15 protein-coding genes, 1 tRNA gene and 1 pseudogene are annotated in these 17,871 nt (G+C 71.2%); 12 read left to right on the top strand and 5 right to left on the bottom strand.

All coding sequences use genetic code 11. The features are described 5' to 3' along the window. Positions 1-12: 12 nt before the first annotated feature. The gene (locus tag ACGFIQ_RS33570; protein WP_393249923.1) at positions 13-1,059 is read right to left on the bottom strand and encodes a glucose 1-dehydrogenase; all 1,047 of its coding nucleotides are present in this window, start codon (positions 1,057-1,059) and stop codon (positions 13-15) included. Between the two features lie 229 nt (positions 1,060-1,288). Here ACGFIQ_RS33570 and ACGFIQ_RS33565 point away from each other — a divergent pair. Next, positions 1,289-1,912: pseudogene (locus ACGFIQ_RS33565) on the top strand (NADH-quinone oxidoreductase subunit C); the annotation flags it as partial. 215 nt (positions 1,913-2,127) lie between these two features. After that, a complete protein-coding gene (locus ACGFIQ_RS33560) occupies positions 2,128-3,090 on the top strand; it encodes an NADH-quinone oxidoreductase subunit H (RefSeq protein WP_393249921.1) in 963 nt (320 codons plus the stop codon). Between the two features lie 196 nt (positions 3,091-3,286). Here the strand turns inward: ACGFIQ_RS33560 and ACGFIQ_RS33555 are convergent, their stop codons facing one another. Next, positions 3,287-4,306, bottom strand: a complete 1,020-nt coding sequence (locus tag ACGFIQ_RS33555) for a glutathione S-transferase family protein (RefSeq protein WP_393249919.1) — start codon at positions 4,304-4,306, stop codon at positions 3,287-3,289. Positions 4,307-4,385: 79 nt separating this feature from the next. On the opposite strand from ACGFIQ_RS33555, the gene ACGFIQ_RS33550 reads away from it, so the two are divergent. Further along, the gene (locus tag ACGFIQ_RS33550) at positions 4,386-4,814 is read left to right on the top strand and encodes an ester cyclase (protein ID WP_393249917.1); all 429 of its coding nucleotides are present in this window, start codon (positions 4,386-4,388) and stop codon (positions 4,812-4,814) included. Here the strand turns inward: ACGFIQ_RS33550 and ACGFIQ_RS33545 are convergent. Next, complete coding sequence (locus tag ACGFIQ_RS33545; RefSeq protein WP_393249915.1) at positions 4,795-5,370, bottom strand: Uma2 family endonuclease; 576 nt, start codon at positions 5,368-5,370, stop codon at positions 4,795-4,797. The two genes, ACGFIQ_RS33550 and ACGFIQ_RS33545, sit on opposite strands and share 20 nt — an antisense overlap. Before the next feature lie 105 nt (positions 5,371-5,475). Between ACGFIQ_RS33545 and ACGFIQ_RS33540 the strand changes: the two genes are divergently transcribed. The 8 genes from ACGFIQ_RS33540 (at position 5,476) to ACGFIQ_RS33505 (ending at position 14,440) form a co-directional block, all read left to right on the top strand. Continuing rightward, positions 5,476-6,084 (top strand): NuoI/complex I 23 kDa subunit family protein, encoded by a 609-nt coding sequence (locus ACGFIQ_RS33540; RefSeq protein ID WP_393249913.1) that lies wholly within the window; start codon positions 5,476-5,478, stop codon positions 6,082-6,084. 25 nt (positions 6,085-6,109) lie between these two features. Further along, entirely contained in the window at positions 6,110-6,673 is a 564-nt protein-coding gene (locus tag ACGFIQ_RS33535; RefSeq protein ID WP_393249911.1) for an NADH-quinone oxidoreductase subunit J, read from the top strand. Further along, a complete protein-coding gene (gene nuoK / locus ACGFIQ_RS33530) occupies positions 6,670-7,032 on the top strand; it encodes an NADH-quinone oxidoreductase subunit NuoK (protein ID WP_393249909.1) in 363 nt (120 codons plus the stop codon). The genes ACGFIQ_RS33535 and nuoK overlap by 4 nt, the downstream gene beginning before the upstream one ends. Beyond that, the gene (locus tag ACGFIQ_RS33525) at positions 7,029-8,960 is read left to right on the top strand and encodes an NADH-quinone oxidoreductase subunit L (protein WP_393249907.1); all 1,932 of its coding nucleotides are present in this window, start codon (positions 7,029-7,031) and stop codon (positions 8,958-8,960) included. Before nuoK ends, ACGFIQ_RS33525 begins: the two co-directional genes overlap by 4 nt. A gap of 114 nt (positions 8,961-9,074) precedes the next feature. Beyond that, positions 9,075-10,583 (top strand): NuoM family protein, encoded by a 1,509-nt coding sequence (locus ACGFIQ_RS33520; protein WP_393249905.1) that lies wholly within the window; start codon positions 9,075-9,077, stop codon positions 10,581-10,583. Next, positions 10,580-12,073, top strand: coding sequence for an NADH-quinone oxidoreductase subunit N (locus tag ACGFIQ_RS33515; protein ID WP_393249903.1), 1,494 nt, complete (start codon positions 10,580-10,582; stop codon positions 12,071-12,073). The genes ACGFIQ_RS33520 and ACGFIQ_RS33515 overlap by 4 nt, the downstream gene beginning before the upstream one ends. Before the next feature lie 112 nt (positions 12,074-12,185). Continuing rightward, entirely contained in the window at positions 12,186-13,061 is an 876-nt protein-coding gene (gene htpX / locus ACGFIQ_RS33510) for a zinc metalloprotease HtpX (protein WP_393249901.1), read from the top strand. Between the two features lie 119 nt (positions 13,062-13,180). After that, positions 13,181-14,440 carry an MFS transporter gene (locus ACGFIQ_RS33505; protein ID WP_393249899.1) on the top strand — a complete coding sequence of 420 codons (1,260 nt, stop codon included), beginning with the start codon at positions 13,181-13,183 and terminating at the stop codon, positions 14,438-14,440. A gap of 180 nt (positions 14,441-14,620) precedes the next feature. Here ACGFIQ_RS33505 and ACGFIQ_RS33500 read toward each other — a convergent pair whose 3' ends face one another. Then, the gene (locus ACGFIQ_RS33500; RefSeq protein ID WP_357559014.1) at positions 14,621-15,115 is read right to left on the bottom strand and encodes a YajQ family cyclic di-GMP-binding protein; all 495 of its coding nucleotides are present in this window, start codon (positions 15,113-15,115) and stop codon (positions 14,621-14,623) included. Positions 15,116-15,262: 147 nt separating this feature from the next. On the opposite strand from ACGFIQ_RS33500, the gene ACGFIQ_RS33495 reads away from it, so the two are divergent. Further along, positions 15,263-15,346 (top strand) — tRNA-Tyr (locus ACGFIQ_RS33495). Positions 15,347-16,032: 686 nt separating this feature from the next. On the opposite strand, the gene ACGFIQ_RS33490 is transcribed toward ACGFIQ_RS33495, so the two are convergent. Then, the gene (locus ACGFIQ_RS33490; protein WP_393249897.1) at positions 16,033-17,694 is read right to left on the bottom strand and encodes an integrase; all 1,662 of its coding nucleotides are present in this window, start codon (positions 17,692-17,694) and stop codon (positions 16,033-16,035) included. Positions 17,695-17,871: the final 177 nt, after the last annotated feature.

Raw genomic sequence — 17,871 nt, 5'->3', positions numbered from 1 at the left:
GCGGGGCGCCACTCAGGACGCGAACTCCAGCACCACCTTGATGTCGTCCGGCCCGGCGGTGTACGCGTCGGCGTACCGGTTCACCGGCACCCGCCGGGTGATCAACGACTCCAACCAGACCTGGTCCGCGCGGGCGAGCGCCTGCGCGGCCATGTTCCAGTGCCGCCGGTTGGCGTTCACCGAGCCGAACACCACGTTGTTCTCCAACACCAGCGCCCGGTTGAGCGCACCGGCGTCGAAGTCGATGCTCCGGCCACCGCTGGACACCCCGGCCAGGCAGACGATCCCGGTCGGGGCCGCCTTGCACATGACGTCGAGGACCACGGTGGGCGCACCCGTGCACTCGATCACCACGTCCGGCTCGAAGGGCAGGTCGTTGACCGGCACCGCGTGGTAGGTGGCACCGAGCCCGGCGACCAGCTCCGGCTTCGGCCCGTCGGTGGCCCGGTCCAGCACGTGCACGGTGAGCCCCCGCTGGGTGCCGAGCAACGCGGCCAGCAGCCCGATCGGCCCGGCCCCGGTCACCAGGACGGTCTGCGGCTGCCACTCGGCCCGGTGCCCGATCCGCTCGATGTGGTCCCAGGCCTTCGCCACCACACTCGTCGGCTCCAACAGCACACCGACCTGGGCCAGCACCGGGTCGAGCTTGACCGCGAACTGGGGCTCGATCCGCCAGCGGTCCCGGGCGAACCCGGGTAGCGCCTTGATGCCGTGCTCGGTGTACTGACCGTTGCGACACATGTCCCACTCGCCGACCGCGCAGTTGGGGCAGGGGACCGGGTCGGGATGCCGGACGATCCCGGCCACCAGGTCACCGGGTTGCAGGGTGCCGCTGGCGTCCTCGATCACCCGGCCCAGCGACTCGTGCCCGATGACCAGGCGGTCCGCACCCGGCGGCGCCTCGCCGTAGTCTCCAGCGATGATCTCGTGGTCCGTGCCGCAGATGCCGACGGCCAGCGCCTCGACCAGGACCGAGCCCTCCTCGGCAGGTGGCTCCGGCTGATCCTCGACGAGGCTCAGCGAATTGGCGACCCCGGGTTTCACAGTCACAGCGCGCACGCCCTCATCTTTCCCCTCCAGGGGCCGCGCCGCGCCCAAAGCCAGCAGATCATCTGGCGTCGGCGGCGGCCAGGCGCGGGCCCGGCCGGCACCAGGGCCCCTTTCATCAGGGCGGTCGAGCCGAGGCGGAGTCCGGGCGGCGATCCGGCAAACCGCAACGCCGCCGGTCGTCGCCCGGGCGCGCCGCAGGCCGGCCAGTTCTCGTGAAACAGGCCCTAAGATCAGCGGCATGACTCCCGAAGAGGTCGGCGCTCGGCTGGTCGCGCTGCTCGCGCCGGTCGCGGTGACCCCGTCGGTCTCCGGCGGGCAACGGTTCGCCCGCGCCACCGTCGACGTGCCGCCGGAGAGTTGGCTGACCGCCGTCCGCGCCGCCCGCGACGACACCGAGCTGGCCTGCGACTTCTTCGACTGGCTCTCCGCGGTCGACGAGTTGACCGACGGCTTCGACGTGGTGGCGCACCTCTGGTCGACGCGACTGCGGCACGGTGTGCTGCTGCGGACCAGGCTGCCACGCGGCACTCCCACCGTCGCCTCGGTGATCGACGTCTACCCGGGTGCCGCCTGGCACGAGCGGGAGACACACGAGATGTTCGGCATCGACTTCGCCGGCCACGGGGAGCTGCTGCCGCTGTTGCTGCCGCCCGAGTTCGAGGGCCACCCGCTGCGCAAGGAGTTCGTGCTCGCCTCCCGGGTGGCGAAGCCCTGGCCGGGCGCGAAGGAGCCGGGTGAGTCCGAGGCCGGTGGCGGACGCCGACCGATCCGCCCGCCGGGCGTTCCCGCTCCGGGCGAGTGGGGGACCACGCCCACCCCGGCCGGTGCCGGCGGCGTGGGGGAGGGCCCGCGCGGCGGCACCCCGGCCCGACCGGCCGGTGAACGTCCGGCGCGGCCCGCCCCGGGGACCCGTCCGGCGCGTACTCCCCGGTCTGCCGTGGGTGACAACGGCCCGGCTGCGCCGGCGCGGCCCGCGCCTGGTGACGCGGCGGGCTCGGCGGACCGGGCGGGGGCGGGTCCGGTCGCGGACCCGCCGGCCCGGGACGGCCGCACCGACGACGACGGGGGTACGGCCTGATGCCGCTCTGGGTGGAGCTGGTGCTGCGGGTGGGTGGCGTCCTTGTCGCGTTCCTCACCCTGCCGTTGCTTGTCGGCCAGGCCGAGCACAAGGTGATGGCGCACATGCAGGGCCGGCTCGGCCCGATGTACGCGGGCGGCTTCCACGGCTGGGCGCAGCTGGTGGCCGACGGGGTCAAGTTCGTGCAGAAGGAGGACATCACGCCGCGCGAGGCGGACCGGGCGGTGTTCCGGCTGGCGCCGGCGGTGGCCCTGGTGCCCTACCTGCTGGTGCTGCTGGTCATTCCGCTCGGTCCGAACGACCTGGTCGGGCAACCGTTGGACATCGGCCTCTTCTTCGTGTTGGCCGTGGTCGGCGTCGGGGTGGTGGCGGTGCTGATGTCGGCGTGGGCGTCGGCCAACAAGTACAGCCTGCTGGGCGGGCTACGGGGTGCCGCCCAGTTGCTCGGTTACGAGCTGCCGCTGGTGCTGGCCGCCGCGTCGGTGGCGATGGCGGCGGGCACGCTCAGCCTCTCCGGCATCGTCGAGGCGTGGCAGCCGTGGTGGCTGCTCTGGCAGGCACCCGCGATGGTCGTCTTCTTCGTCGCCGGGCTGGCCGAGATCCGCCGGCCGCCGTTCGACATGCCGGTGGCCGACTCGGAGCTGGTCTTCGGCTACATGACCGAATACACGGGTCTGCGCTTCGCGTTCTTCCTGCTCGCCGAGTACGTCGGCATCGTGGTGATCGCCGCGCTGACCACTGTGCTGTTCCTCGGTGGGTGGCAGGGCCCGTTCGCCGACGATCAGCTGGGCTGGCTCTGGACGCTGCTCAAGATCTTCGCGGTGTCCTTCGTGATCATCTGGCTGCGGGTGTCCTACCCCCGGCTCCGCGAGGACCAACTCCAGCGCCTCTGCTGGCTGGTGCTGGTGCCCGCCTCCCTGGCGCAGCTGGTCCTCACCGCAGCAGTCCGAGTAGCCCTGTAGCAGCCCCGCCCGCCCCGCCCGCCTCGCCCGCCTCGCCCGCCCCGCCCGCCCCGCCTGCTTCGCCCGCCCCGCCTGCTTCGCCCGCCCCGCCTGCCTCGCGTCGATCATGGAGTTGTGGTGCCCGGAATGTAGCGGACAACACCGTTTGTCACCCACCACAACTCCATGATCGACGGGCTGGGCGAGGGCGGCCCGATCAGCGCAGCGGAGTGTGCGCGGGGTCTACTGGCTCGGCGGGGGGCGGGGGTGGGGTGCCTTCGCCGAAGGGGCGGCCACCAAGCGCTTCCCTGCCGTGTGGGGTGACCCAGTTGGACAGGTCTGGGCCGAGCGGCACGATCCCGGTCGGGTTGATGTCGCGGTGCACCTCGTAGTAGTGCCGCTTGATGTGGTCGAAGTCGATGGTGTCGCCGAAGCCGGGGGTCTGGAACAGGTCCCGGGCGTACGCCCACAGCACCGGCATCTCACTGAGCTTCTGCCGGTTGCACTTGAAGTGGCCGTGGTAGACCGGGTCGAAGCGGACCAGCGTGGTGAACAGCCGCACGTCGGCTTCGGTGATGGTGTCGCCGACCAGGTAACGCTGGTCGGTCAGCCGCTCGGTCAACCAGTCCAGCCGGTCGAAGAGCCGGCGGTACGCCTTGTCGTACGCCTCCTGGCTGCCGGCGAACCCGCACCGGTAGACGCCGTTGTTGACGTCCCGGAAGACCGCGTCGTTGACCTCGTCGATCTGCTCCCGCAGGTGCTCGGGGTAGAGCTGCGGGGCGCCGTCGCGGTGGTACGCGCCCCACTGCGTGGACAGGTCCAGACTCATCTGCGCGTAGTCGTTGGTCACCACCTGCCCGGTCGGCACGTCGACGATCGCCGGGACGGTGATGCCGCGCTCGTAGCCGGGGAAGCGCTTGAAGTACGCCTCCTGGATGCGCTCGATGCCGAGCACCGGGTCCCGGCCGTCCGGGTCGAGGTCGAAGGTCCAGCTCCGGGCGTCGTGGGTCGGCCCGGCCACCGCCATCGAGATGGCGTCCTCCAGACCGAGCAGTCGGCGCACGATGATCAGGCGGTTGGCCCACGGGCAGGCGCGACTGACCGCCAGCCGGTACCGGCCCGGCTCCACCGGGTACCCGTCGCGCCCGTCCTCGGTGATCCGCGTGGCGATGTACCGCTGGTCGCGAGTGAACTCGCTGCCCGGCTCGACGTACTTCCCGCCCGTTTCCTCGCCCACGTCACCCTCCCGGTCCGGTCAGTGTCTCTACCCCATCCTTGCGGATCTACTGCTCAGCGCCGCCGGATACCCTGCCGGCATGACGGATGTGGAGGCGGCGGCACGGCGGTTCGTCACCGACGTGTGGAACGCCCGCCGGGAGGAGTCCGCGTACGAGTTGATCGCCGCGGAGTGCCCGGGGCTGGGCGGCACCGGCCCGGAGGCGACGCTGGCCTGGCACCGGGAGCGACGGGCGGCCTTCCCGGACCTGCGCTACAAGATCGTGGACGTGGTGGCGGCCGGGGAGCGGGTGGCCGTGCACTGGCGGGCCGCCGGCACGCACGCCGGGCAGTTCGGGCCGGTGCCGCCGACCGGGCAGGTGGTCAGCTACTCCGGTGCGACGTTCCTCCGCTTCGCCCCGACGGGCCGGATCGTCGAGGTGTGGAGCTGTAACGAGCTGTTCCAGTTGCTGCAACAGCTCGGCGTCGAGATGCTCCCCCCGACAATCGTCAGCGGACCCGGGGCGTGATCCGTTCCAGCGGGATGTCCATCTCCCACGGCTCCGGCACGAGGATGCCATCGGTGAGTCGGGCCTGCTCGACGTAGACCTGCTTCATCGGGTCGAGCTTGTGGCTGTGCACGACGATGCCGGACTCGGTCTCTATGCGCCAGAAATAGGGGATGTCCGCCTCGGCGTAGAGAGCGGGCTTGAGCACTCGATCGATGCTGCGGGATCCCTCCGAGACGATCTCAACTACCAACAGAACCTGGTTCGGTAGATAGTGCGACGGATTCCCCTGGGTGGCGTCGAGGTAGGTGACCAGCAGATCGGGGATGAAGGACCGCTTCCGCGAGATGCGCACCTCGACGCCCTGCGTGACGTCGAGGTCGCTCGGGCAGCTCTCCAGCATGGCTGAGCCCAGCAGGAGCGCGATGGACTGGTGGAGTCGCGTGGGGGAGGGCGACATGAGCAGGTTTCCGTCCAGGATCTCGGGGCGAGGGCGGCCGTCGTCGGGCAGGGCGTCCAAGGCGTCGGTCGTCCACTCGCCCGGCGGCGGAACGTCGTCGTGCTGCGCGGCGGTCATCGACGGGTCCTTCCAGGTGCGTTCGTTCTCCCCGCGACCACGGTACTGCCGTCGACCTGTGGGTGGTGGTCGCGCGCGCCGGGGCCACAGGGCAGGATGGTCGACATGACCGACCCCAGCGAGCACGGCGACCCGCCCGGCGCGACCAGCGCGCGCGGCCTGCCCGGTGCCGGCCTGGTAAAGGGGCTGGCGGTCACCCTCAAGACGATGACCAGCCGCTCCACCACCCAGCAGTACCCGGACGTGGCCCCTGACCTGCCGCCCCGCTCGCGTGGCGTGATCGCGCTGTCGGAGGAGAACTGCACGGTCTGCATGCTCTGTGCCCGGGAGTGTCCGGACTGGTGCATCTACATCGACTCGCACAAGGAGGAGGTGGTGGTGCCCGGCGCCGCCCGCCCCCGGCAGCGCAACGTGCTCGACAAGTTCGACATCGACTTCTCCCTCTGCATGTACTGCGGCATCTGCATCGAGGTCTGCCCGTTCGACGCGCTCTACTGGTCTCCCGAGTTCGAGTACGCCGAGTACGACATCAAGGACCTGCTGCACGACAAGGACCACCTCGGCCAGTGGATGGCCACCGTCCCGGCGCCACCCGCGCACGACCCGAACGGGGAGCCGGCCAAGGAGGAGACCGCCGCCGCCCGCAAGGCCGCCGCCGCGCGTCCGGCTCCTCCATCGGTACGCCCCGACGCCGACCAGGACCCCACGTCGTGACCGCCCGAGCCGGAGAGGCCGCCCGGTGACCGGCGCGGATGTGCTGCTGCTCGCCCTCGGCGCGGTGGCGGTCGGTGCTGGCGTGCTGGTGGTGACCACGAAGCACCTGGTCCGGGCGGGTCTCTACCTGGTGGTGTGCCTGGGCGCGCTGGCCGGTGACTTCCTGGTGCTCAGCGCCGAGTTGGTGGCCTGGGTGCAGGTGCTGATCTACGTGGGCGCGGTGGTGGTCCTGCTGCTGTTCGCGGTGATGCTGACCCGGGCCCCGATCGGTGCCTCCGACGACCTGGACCGGCCGGGCTGGCCGGCCGCCCTGATCGGTGGCGGTGTCGGGCTGGGGCTGACCGTCCTGCTCGTCGACGCGTACCGCTGGAGCACCGTCGCGCTGCCGGACGCGGGCACCGCCGAGCGGCTGGGTGAGCAGATCTTCCAGTCCTGGGTGCTGCCGTTCGAGGTGCTCTCGGTGCTGCTGCTGTCCGCCCTGGTGGGTGCGATCGTGCTGTCCCGGCCGGACATCGGCCGAGCTGGCCCCGGCGCGGCTCCCACCACCGATCGGCCCGGGGTCGACGTCAGCGCCGGGGGCCGCCGGTGAGGCCGGTCATCCCGTACGTCACCGCCGCGCTGCTGTTCGGCCTCGGCGTGTACGGCGTGCTGCGCCGGCGCAACGCCGTGCTGGTGCTGATGTCCGTCGAGTTGATGCTCAACGCGGTCAACCTGATCCTGGTCACCGCGGACACCACCGCCCGCGCCGTGCTGCCGCACTCGGGGCAGGTCTTCGCGCTGTTCGTGATCGTCCTCGCCGCCGCCGAGATCGGGGTGGGGCTGGCGATCGTCCTCCAGCTCTACCGGCTGCGGGCCACCGTCGCGGTGGACGACGTGCCGCTGACCGAGCCGGCGCACCCCGTCGGCGGGCGCGAGCCGACCGCCCAGAACACGGAGGCTGGCCGGTGACCGGGCTGCTCGGGGCGCTGCTGCCCGCCGTACCGTTGGTCGCCGGCCTGGCCGGCCTGCTGCTGCCGCCGGCGCCTAGGCGTACCGGCGCGACCGGCGGCGACCGGGCCCGGACGATCGCCACGACGCTCGGCGTCACCGGTGCGGCCGTCGCGCTGGTGTTGGCCGTCGCGCTGCTGGTCACTGTCGACGGGCCGACCGAGAGGTCGAGCACCTGGGTCGACGTCGGCGGGTTGGCGGTGACGCTCGGCGTCCGGCTGGACGGTGCCGCCGCGCTTGTCGCGGTGGCGGTCACGGCTGTCGCCCTGGCGGTGCAGGTCTACTCGATCGGCTACCTGCGGCGCGGTCCGCACGACGATGTCGACGTCGACCACCGCTACCCGCCGTACGCCGCGCAGATCAGCCTCTTCACCGGTGCCATGCTGCTGGTGGTGGTCGCCGGTGACCTGCTCATGCTGTTGGTCGGCTGGGAGGTGATGGGCCTCTGCTCGTACCTGCTCATCGCCCACGACCGCCGACTGCCCGGCGCGCCGGCTGCCGCGATGAAGGCGTTCCTGGTGACCCGGGTCGGTGACGTCGGGTTCCTGCTCGGCATCGCGCTGCTGGGCGTGTCGACGGGCAGTTTCCGGATCGCCGACGTGCTCGCCCACGACCACTCCACCGCGACGTTGACCGCCGCCGGCCTGCTGTTGCTCGCCGGGGTGGCCGGTAAGAGCGCGCAGTTCCCGCTGCACACCTGGCTGCCGGACGCGATGGCCGGCCCGACGCCGATCTCCGCGCTGATCCACGCCGCGACGATGGTCGCCGCCGGGGTGTACGCCGTGGCCCGCCTCTACCCGCTGTTCACGGCCGCGCCGGTGACGCTGACCGTGCTCGGGGTGCTCGGCGCGATCACGCTGCTGCTCGGCGCGCTCGCCGCCACCGCGCAGGACGACATCAAGCGGGTGCTGGCCTGGTCGACGGTGTCCCAGCTGGGCTACATGACCGGCGCGCTGGCGGTCGGCTCGCCGTCGGCGGCGCTGTTCCACCTGCTCACCCACGCCGCGTTCAAGGCGTTGCTGTTCCTCGCCGCCGGCGCGGTGATCCACGCCGTGGGCACCACCCTGATGTCGGAGATGGGCGGGCTGCGGCGCAGCATGCCTGTGACGTTCTGGTGCACCGTGGTGGGCCTGGGTGCGCTGGCCGGGGTGCCGCCGCTCGCCGGCTTCTGGAGCAAGGACGGCGTCCTCACGGTGGCCGAGGCCGCCGCGTTGGAGGGCACCGGCCCGGCACCGTCGTGGGTGGGCTGGATCGTCTGGGTCGCCGGGTTGGTCGGCGTGGCGATCACCGCCTGGTACGCCGGCCGGCTGCTCCTGCGCGCCTTCTTCGGTGCTCCACGCCTGCCACTGGTCCGGCCGCACGACCCGCCCGCGGTGCTGCGCTGGCCGGTGCTGCTGCTGACCGTGCCGGCCGCGCTGCTCGGTCTGGCCGGGTTCGTCGGGGCGTTCGCCGATCGCCTGCGGTTTCCGACAGTCCCGGTGGCCGGCTCCGAGGACGGTCTGGTCCACGTGGGGCCAGCTGTGCTGCTGCCGCTGGCGTTGCTGCTGGTCGGCGCGGGGCTGGTCACGCTGGGCTGGCGTCGGGACCCGGCCGCCGACCCGGCGGCCGCGCTCGGTCCGCTGCGCCCGGTCTTCGCCCGCGCGTTCCGGTTCGACGACGTCCAGCACACCCTTGTGGTACGCCCCGTCCGCGCGCTGGCCCGTGTCGTACGCGCCGGTGACGAGGTGGTGGTGGACGGTGCCGTCGAGGGCAGCGGACGCGCCGCGACCGGCCTGGGTGCGGGGCTGGCCGCGCTGCACCGGGCGGCGCTGCCCCGGGCCGCCGCCGGTGTGCTGGCCGGCGCCCTGCTGATCGGGCTGGCCGCCGCCGTGATCGGCGTGGTCCAGTGAGCGTGAGGAGTGAGCCGGGTTTGCGAGCCCCGCAGTCGCGATCGAAGGTGGCTCTGTGAGCGCGAGGAGTGAGCCGGGTTTGCGAGCCCCGCAGTCGCGATCGAAGGTGGCCCAGTGAGCGTTGGGCAGGTGTTGCTGGTTGCCGTGCTGGCGGTGCCGGCGCTGGGTGCGGTCGCGGTGGCGGCGACACCCCGGGATCGGGCGGCCCGGCTGGTCGGCACCGTGGCGGCGGCACTGACCCTGCTGGCCGCGGTGCCGTTGGTTTTCGATCGGCGGGGCTGGTTCGCCTGGTCGGCGGACGCCCCGGCGGTGCGTCCGTGGCACCAACTGGACCTGCCCTGGGTGCCCGGTCTGGAGCTGCGCTTCCACCTCGGTGTCGACGGCATCTCCTGGCCGCTCGTGGTGTTGACCGCGCTGCTCACGTTGCTCTGTTGCGCGTACACGATGTGGCGGGTGCCCGACGGCGGCAGCGGCCGGGCGTTGGTGGCGCTGCTGTTGGTGGTCGAGGTGGGCATCCTGGGCACCTTCCTCGCCCTGGATCTGGTGCTGTTCTTCCTCTTCTTCGAGGTCGTCCTGCTGCCGATGTACGCGATCATCGCCGGCTGGGGCGGCGCGGACCGGCGTCGGGCGGCCCGTAAGTTCGCGCTCTACACCCTGTTCGGCTCGGTGTTGCTGCTGGTCGGCGTGTATGTGGTGGTCGCGGCCACCGGCACCGCCGACGTGGTGGCGTTGACCGGCGGCGCGGGGATGTCCAGGGGCACCCAGTTGGCGGCGTTCACCCTGCTCGCGGTGGCGTTCGCGGTGAAGAGCCCGCTGTGGCCGTTGCACTCCTGGCTGCCTGACGCGCACACCCAGGCTCCCACGGTGGGCAGTGTCGTGCTGGCCGGGGTGCTGCTGAAGATGGGCACGTACGGGCTGATCCGGGTGGCGGTGGGGGTGGCACCTGAGGGTGCCCGCTGGGCGGCGCCGGTGCTCGGCGTGCTCGCCGTCGCCGCGATCCTGGTCGGATCGTTGGTCTGCCTGGCGCAGGGCGACGTGAAGCGGCTGATCGCGTACTCCAGCGTGGGACACATGGGCTTCGTGCTGCTGGGCGTCGCCACGCTGACCACCGTGGGCATCCAGGCGGCGTTGATCGGCAACATCGCGCACGGGGTGATCACCGCTCTGCTGTTCTTCCTGGCCGGTGCGGTGAAGGACCGTACCGGCACGGGCAGCCTCGCCGAGTTGTCCGGCCTGCGGGAGACCGCGCCCCGCTTGGCGGGTCTGCTCGCGTTCGCGGCGGTCGCGTCGCTCGGTCTGCCCGGGCTGGCCGGCTTCTGGGGCGAGGCGTTCGCGGTGATCGCCGCCGTGCAGGTGGGTGGCCCGCTCTGGACCACCCTCGGGGTGCTGGCGGCGGTCGGCGGCGCGCTCACCGCCGCGTACTTCCTGCGCCTGCTGCGCCAGGTCACCCACCAGCGGCCGAGTGCCGCCGTCGGTCGGGTCGGCCCTGGCCTGGCCGGTGCGGAGCTGACCGCCTGGGTGCCGCTGGTGCTGCTCGCGTTGGCCATCGGGCTGGCGCCGGCGCTGGTCCTCGGTGTCGCCGAGGCCCCCGTCGACGCCCTGATCGGGGTGGTCAAACCATGAACGTCGTGCAGAGCGTGGACAGCGTCGCGCTGCTGCCGGCCTACCTGGCCGCCGGCACCGCCGTACTCGTGCTCATCACCGATCTGCTCGTGGCCCGGCCCCGGGCCACCATCGCGGTGGCCGCGCTTGGCGCGCTCGGCACCGCCGTCGGTGCCGTCCTGGTCGGCGCGGCCGGGGAGCGGCGGACGTTCTGTGTCGGCGCGGACTGCTCCTGGATCTTCGGCGGCCGGGCCGCGCTCGTCGGCGCGGTGGTGGCGCTGCTCACCCTGGGTGTGCTCGGGCTGTCCGGCCCGGCGCTGCGGGCGGGGCGGTCGCCGGTGGGGGAGTACTGCTTCCTGTTGGCCTGCTCGATGACCGGTGGCGTGGTGCTCGGCGCGGCCGGCGACCTGATCACGCTGATCGTCGCCCTGGAGACGCTGACCCTGCCGCTGTACGTGCTCGTCGGCCTGCGTCGCGGCAGCCTCGCCAGCGCCGAGGCGGCACTTACCTTCTTCGTGGTCAGCGTGGTGGCGACCACCATCACGCTGCTCGGCGCGGCGCTGCTGTACGCGGTGACCGGCGGGCTGCACCTGGACCGGCTCGGCGCACTGCTCGCCGAACGGTCGGAAGTGCGGGACCTGCCGCTGACCACCGCCGCGGTGGCGCTGCTGCTTGTCGGGTTGGCCTTCAAGGTGGCGGCGGTGCCGTTCCACGCCTGGGCGCCGGCCACCTACGACGGGGCGCCGCTGCCGGTGGCCGCGTACCTGTCCACGGCGTCGAAACTGGGTGGCCTGGTCGCGCTGCTCGCCGTGGTGCAGCGGGCGCTGCCAGCCGAGCAGACCGGCCCGGTGCTCGCCCTGCTGGCGGTGCTCACCATGACCGTCGGCAACCTGGTCGCGCTGCGCCAACGGCGGACCGTCCGGCTGCTGGCCTGGTCGTCCGTCGCGCAGGCCGGCTACATCCTCGCCCCGCTTGGCGCGTTGGCGCTGGCCGCCGGCCGCACCGACGAGGCACGCGCCGCCGCGTACGCCGCCGCCGTGGCGTACGCCGTCTTCTTCGTGGTGTTGGAGTTGGCCGCGTTCGCCGGGGTGACCGCGCTACGCCCGGCCGGTGCGGACGGCGGCACGCTTGACGACCTGCGCGGGGCGGCCCGCCGGCACCCGTGGCGGGCCGCGGCGCTCGGTCTCGCGTTGGTGGGCCTGGCCGGTCTGCCGCCGGGGCTGGCCGGCCTGTTCGCCAAGGTGACGGTGGTGCGGGCGTTGCTGGACGGCGGGGCGGCCTGGCTGGCGCTTGTGGTGGCGCTGAACGCGGTGATCGGGCTGGCGTACTACCTGCGAGTGACCGCCGCGCTCTGGGCACCGGTGACGACGCCGAACCTGGCCGCGGCCTCAGCCGGTGACGCTGCCGTACCCCTGGTGGGTGTGGTGGCCGTGGTGCTGGCGGTGGCGACGGTGGCCGCCGTGGCCCTCGGCCTCGCCCCGCAGTTGGTGCTCGACCTGGCCGGGCGCTGACCTGCGAATTCCAGTCTCAGTGAACTCTCAGCGTTGAGACGGATGGTTGGCGGGTACCGGGTTGTTGCACCGGTCAGCGGATCCCGGCGATCCGTGCACCGAAGGAGACATCGTGCACCACAACCGTCTGAAGACCGCCGCACTGCTCGGCCTGCTCTCCGCGCTGATTCTCGCGGTGGGCTACGGGTTCGGTGGCAGTGGCGGCCTGGTCATCGCCGTCCTCATCGCACTTGTCATGAACGGCGTCACCTACTTTTACTCCGACAAGCTCGCACTGCGCTCGATGGGTGCGCAACCGGTCACCGAGGCACAGTTCCCCGAGCTGTACCGGATGGTGCGGGAGTTGGCGACCGACGCCCGGCAGCCGATGCCGCGGCTGTACGTGAGTCCGACCGCCCAGCCCAACGCGTTCGCCACGGGTCGTAACCCGCAGCACGCGGCGGTCTGCGTCACGCAGGGCATCACCGAGATCCTCGACTACCGCGAGTTGCGCGGGGTGATCGGGCACGAGCTGTCGCACGTCTACAACCGGGACATCCTGATCTCCAGCGTGGCGGCCGGTCTGGCCAGCATCATCACCCTCCTGGCGAACCTCGCGTTCTTCATCCCGCTGGGCGGTGGGGACGACGAGGACCGGCCGAACCCGGCCGTGCTGCTGCTCACCCTGATCCTCGGCCCGATCGCGGCCACGGTGATCCAGTTGGCGATCAGCCGGAGCCGCGAGTTCCAGGCGGACGCCTCGGGTGCCGAGTTGAGCCGTGACCCGCTGGCCCTGGCGAGCGCGCTCCGCAAGATCGACGCGGTGGCCAGCCGTCGGCCGCTGCCGGCTCAGGGCCAGCTCACCAGCACCGCCCACCTCATGATCGCCAACCCGTTCCGGGGCGGCGGCGTGGCCGCGCTCTTCTCCACCCACCCGAAGATGGAGGACCGCGTCGCCCGGCTGGAGCAGATGGCCCGCAACTCGGGGCCGGTGCAGTTCCAACGCTGATCCGCTGAATCACCGCTCCGCCCGTACCCGCGTGGTACGGGCGGAGCTTTGTTTATCGACTGGACGGTGGCGTTAGGGTCATAACGGCTTACGCTCATTACATCCTCGGGAGGTTCACGGTGACCGCGCTGCGTCAGTACCTGGGTGTCTGGCGGATCCCTGGCGCGCCCATGCTGCTGATCACCGGCATCATCGGGCGGCTCGGCATCGGCATGACCCCGCTGGCGCTGCTCCTGGTGGTCGAGCAGGTGACCGGGCGTTACGCACTGGCCGCCATCGCCGGCGGCACCTACGCCGTCGCCGGCGCCGCCCTCAGCCCGGTGGCCGGGCGGATCGCCGACCGGGTCGGCCCGACCCCCGTCCTGCTGGTCACCGCCGTGGCCCACCCGCTGGCGCTCATCGGCCTGCTGCTGGCCAGCCGCTCGGGCGACGACGCTCTCCCCGTCATCTACCTCACCGCAGGCGTGGCGGGCGCCACCTACCCGCCGCTCACCGCCGCCATCCGTGGCGCCTGGAACGAGTTGACCGACCCCGCCTCCGGCCGGTACGCACTGCGCAACACCGCGCTCGCCGCCGAGACCTCGCTGTTCGAGATCGTCTTCGTGCTCGGCCCACTGCTCGTCGCCGGTTTCGTGCTGGTGGCCGACGCGGCAGCCGCGCTGATCGGCGCGGCGGTCGTCACCCTGGCCGGCACCACCGCAGTCGCCCTCGGCCGGGTGATGCGCGGCTGGCGTCCACACCCGCGCGAACACCACGCTCGAGGTCTCGGCCCCCTGCGGGTCGCCGGCTTCCCGGCCCTGCTGGTCTGCGTGGCCGGCCTGGGCATCGCCTTCGGCGCCGCCGGGGTGACAGTCCCGGCGTTCGCGAGCGGCCACACCACCGACGACCCGGAAAGCCTGGCCGGCCTCCTCCTGGCAGTCTGGGGCATCGGCAGCGCCATCGGCGGGTTCTGGTTCGGCGTCCGCAAGCCAGCCACGAACATGACCCGACAGTTCGCCCTGCTGCTCGGCGCGCTCGCCGGCACCTTCGCCGTGTTCGCGGTGATGCCCACCCCGCTGGCGCTGGGCGTCGCCCTGGTCGTCGGCGGAGCCACCATCGCGCCCGCGCTGACCCTGGAGAACACCCTGGTCGGCCGGATCGCCCCCACCGGCATGCTGAACGAGGCGTACACCTGGGTGGTCACCGTCGCGGTAGCGGCGAGCGCCGCCGGCGGCGCGGTGGCCGGCCTGATCGTGGACCACGCCGGCGGCGTCCGGTGGGCGTTCCTGTTCGCCGGGGCGGCGATCGCCGTCGGGGCCGCGGTCGCGGCCCTACCCGCCGGGCCCATCGCCCGCGCCGAAACCACAGCGGTACGCGCCGAAGACCTCGTCCCCGCCTGACCTGTCCGGCTGGCCTGCGCGGTCGGCTTGCCCTCCGGTCGGGCTTGCCCCGCGGGGTCGGGCTTGGTCCGATCGGGCATGATCCACTCGGGTTCCTTGAAGTCGGGCTGTCGCGGGCGTGCAGATGCCCCGACATCAAGGAACCCGAGTGGATCTCAACCCGTGCGCGGCCCGCAGCCCCTACCGGTAGTTGTCGAACTGCAGGGCGACGCCGAAGTCCTCGCCCTTGAGTAGCGAGATGACCGCCTGAAGGTCGTCCCGCTTCTTGCCGGTGACCCGCAACTGGTCGCCCTGGATCTGCGCCTGCACGCCCTTGGGGCCCTCGTCGCGGATCTTCTTGCTGATGGCCTTGGCCTTGTCGGGCTCGATACCCTGGACAACCTTGCAGTCAATCTTGAAAATCTTGCCGGACGGGCGCGGTTCGCCAGCGTCCAGTGCCTTCAGTGAGATGTTCCGCTTGACGAGCTTCTCCTTGAACACGTCCAGTGCGGCGCGTACGCGCTCCTCGGTCTCCGCCTGAAGGCCGATCGCCTCCTCTCCGGACCAGGAGATCTCCGCCCCGGTGCCGCGGAAGTCGAACCGAGTCGCGAGCTCCTTGACCGCCTGCCGGAGGGCGTTGTCGACCTCTTGACGGTCAACCTTGCTCACGATGTCGAACGACGGGTTCGCTGCCATGTTTCTGCTCCTGCTGTCCGGCGGTCTGGGCCTGCCGTCGGCCGCCGACCAGCGGCACGACCCCCTGACCGTACCCGGTTGCGCCGGCACCGGGGGGAGCCGCTATCCTTGCTTCCGCCGCCGCGTTGCGACGCGGTGGGGTGCCCTGGCGGGTTGCCCGAGCGGCCAATGGGAGCGGACTGTAAATCCGTCGCGAAAGCTTCAGAGGTTCGAATCCTCTACCCGCCACCAGGTGCAGAAGCGGCCCCTGACCAGCAGAGATGCTGATCAGGGGCCGTTGTCGTTGATCTAGCCGAGTCCGGCTGAGTCCAGCCGTTGACGACTGGTTGTGGGCAGATGGTGGGCAGGTCGATCTTGCCTCTCAGGGGTCCGCTGGGGCTGCGAACGCTCATGGCCTGGTGAGTTACCGGCTTGACATGGGCCGCGCCTGGAGCTACCAGCTGGGGGCTGCCTGTCGGGCTCTGCTGGCTGCGGGAGTTGGGCCGGGGGCAAGCCAGTCCCGGGGTTGGACTGGCGCGGCAGTCGGAAGCCCTGGCCCTCGATCAGGTCGACCTGCCGGCTTCCGTGCGGCCTGACCGTGGTCGTACTGCGTCTGGATCAATGAGTTCGGGGGCGGGGGTCCGGCGGCAGTCGGTGGCTCTCCGCCCCGGCGCCGCAGGCGGCCGGGGCGGCTTGCCGCCGGCCGGCTTGCCGCCCGCGCCGCGCGGAGCGCGGCGCCTTGATCCAGAACAGAGAAAATCGGCAGCACATGGGCGACGTGTGCCCACGTACGGACGGCAGGTGGGAGCGAGAGATCACGCTCACAAAGCTCAGCTGCGTTGCCCGGCTGGGGTCGTGTAGAATGTAGACGTAACCAGGGTCCCCGCATACCTTAGCCGGGACTCGGAGCCCCCAGCCTCGGCCGGGGGCTCCTTGGTTTATGGAGATGTCCGCGCAGGGCTAGGCCTTGGTCCTAATAGGTCGACCACTGACAGGCCGGTCTCGCCGCCGACGAGTTGTAGGGCTATCTCAGCGCGAGCCGCCAGGGCGAGTGGCTCAATGTCCTCGGTCAACAGCCCATGCGTCAATCGATCAAGGCCAGCGCCAAGCAGCGGGGCTGCAATGCGCAATGCCGCGTCCATCGCCACGCTCTGCGTGGATCCGCCGTGCAAGACGATATTGCGCATTCGATACAATCTGCGCATTGCAATCGTGAAGGTCTTCGTGGCCTCCGCGAGTGACCTGCGGGGTTCAGCCAGGACGGCTCGCATACGCTCCATCGCAGCCCTGTCCGAGTCGACGCGTGCTGCCTGCGCCTTTTTCTTGGCGAAGACCAGACTGTGACCGCCGGCGAGAGCAGCTGCCACCAGATGGGAGCGGTCTCGATTAGTGGTACAGCTCTTGATCTCCTGCGCGAGCGCGTCGAGTGGAACGGGACGATGGTGGTGCGCTAGAGCAGTCAGTTCGGCTCGTGGCCAAGCGCAGGCGATGATCGCGGCAAGTCGGTCCGCTGCGACCGCCTTGCCGGCCCCCTCCGGCCGGGGATCGTCTGGGTGCGAGAGCAGCGACTCAACTGCTGCCCAGGCACCAGCGACCGCCGGGCCGACAGCGCCGCGGTTGATCGGCGCGGCCAGCTCCAGGGCATCATCTATCAAGCTACGGGTACCGTCGACCTGGTAAAGGTGTTCCTCCTTCACAAGGGAGACCAGATCGGCCCCGCGCGCCGGGGAAGCAATTGGGACGGGTGTCGGATGCCCGTCGACCCACATTCGTTCGTGAGGTTTAATGCCGTCCCGGGCGCTGCGCAGGTAGGATGATCTCGCCACAAGTCGATCAAGCAGGAGACGCACCCGAGCGGCGGCACCGTACGGGTCGCGAGCGACGACGCAAAACAGGAAGCCGCCACCGCCCCGGAGTCCCGCTGGTGAGTGGCCGCGGGCGGTCAACCAGGCGCTTACCTCCCTTGCTCCTAGCCAGGCTGATTGCTTCTGCGCGATTGTTTGCTCAGGGCTACTCGCGAAGGCGGCCAGCACAGCAAAGTCTTTTGTCGGTGCTTCATCCAGCGCTACGGCAGCGTCAAGGACGTCCGTCGCCGAGGCGTCCCTGCGTGACAGGCCTTCCGCCCAGTCGAGCAAGTAGGTCGCGTCGTAGCCCAGGTCAAGTAGGTGGGAGGCGACCATGCGCGCGAGGCGCTCAGGTCGCGGGCGATCGGCCTCTGGCAGCGCAGCAGCCGATGCCCACCGCCCCATATAGCCTGGGCGTGCATGATGGATGAGTTCGAGCAGTCGTCGCCGTGCAGGACTGGGGTCCGGTAAGGGCGATTTAAGCAGTACTGTCACCTCTCGGCGAAGATCCTTGGCACCGAGCCCAACATCAGGACCGATGATGCGAGACAGCTCGCCGCGTTGCCAGTCGACGGCGGCTGTCGACAGGACATGCTGTCGCTCCCATGCGCCGGCCTCGTGGAGTTCTTCGAGCGCAAGCAATGATCCGATGTCCCAGAGGCGACGCGGCCATGGGAGGCCATCGAGTGTGAAGAAGTCTGTCATCCGTGCCAGAACGTGACGGTCGTACTCATCCGTGGGTGTCGTCCGGTTCACGAGGGCACCGTAGTGCACAGATGCCCGGGAAGGCGTGTATAGTCTAGGCAGACATGAAGGGACATCCGCCGTTCGCGGCCGATGTCCCTGTTTCTTTGACGGCACTCGCCGCGTCTCGTGATCTGCCTGCCTGCCTGCCTGCCTGCCTGCCTGCCTGCCTGCCTGCGTCCGCTGGCT

It is taken from the genome of Micromonospora sp. NPDC048898, from assembly GCF_043198035.1.
In the GTDB taxonomy this organism is placed as follows: Bacteria; Actinomycetota; Actinomycetes; order Mycobacteriales; family Micromonosporaceae; genus Micromonospora.
Note: the sequence above shows the minus strand (reverse complement) of the source record. Positions and strands in the feature narration are given on the sequence as shown.

Bases quoted from the DNA above. Each gene is read 5' to 3' on its own strand.
- ACGFIQ_RS33560 (WP_393249921.1), top strand. From the start codon at position 2,128: ATGCCGCTCTGGGTGGAGCTGGTGCTGCGGGTGGGTGGCGTCCTTGTC.
- ACGFIQ_RS33550 (WP_393249917.1), top strand. From the start codon at position 4,386: ATGACGGATGTGGAGGCGGCGGCACGGCGGTTCGTCACCGACGTGTGG.
- ACGFIQ_RS33545 (WP_393249915.1), bottom strand. From the start codon at position 5,370: ATGACCGCCGCGCAGCACGACGACGTTCCGCCGCCGGGCGAGTGGACG.
- ACGFIQ_RS33540 (WP_393249913.1), top strand. From the start codon at position 5,476: ATGACCGACCCCAGCGAGCACGGCGACCCGCCCGGCGCGACCAGCGCG.
- ACGFIQ_RS33515 (WP_393249903.1), top strand. From the start codon at position 10,580: ATGAACGTCGTGCAGAGCGTGGACAGCGTCGCGCTGCTGCCGGCCTAC.
- ACGFIQ_RS33500 (WP_357559014.1), bottom strand. From the start codon at position 15,115: ATGGCAGCGAACCCGTCGTTCGACATCGTGAGCAAGGTTGACCGTCAA.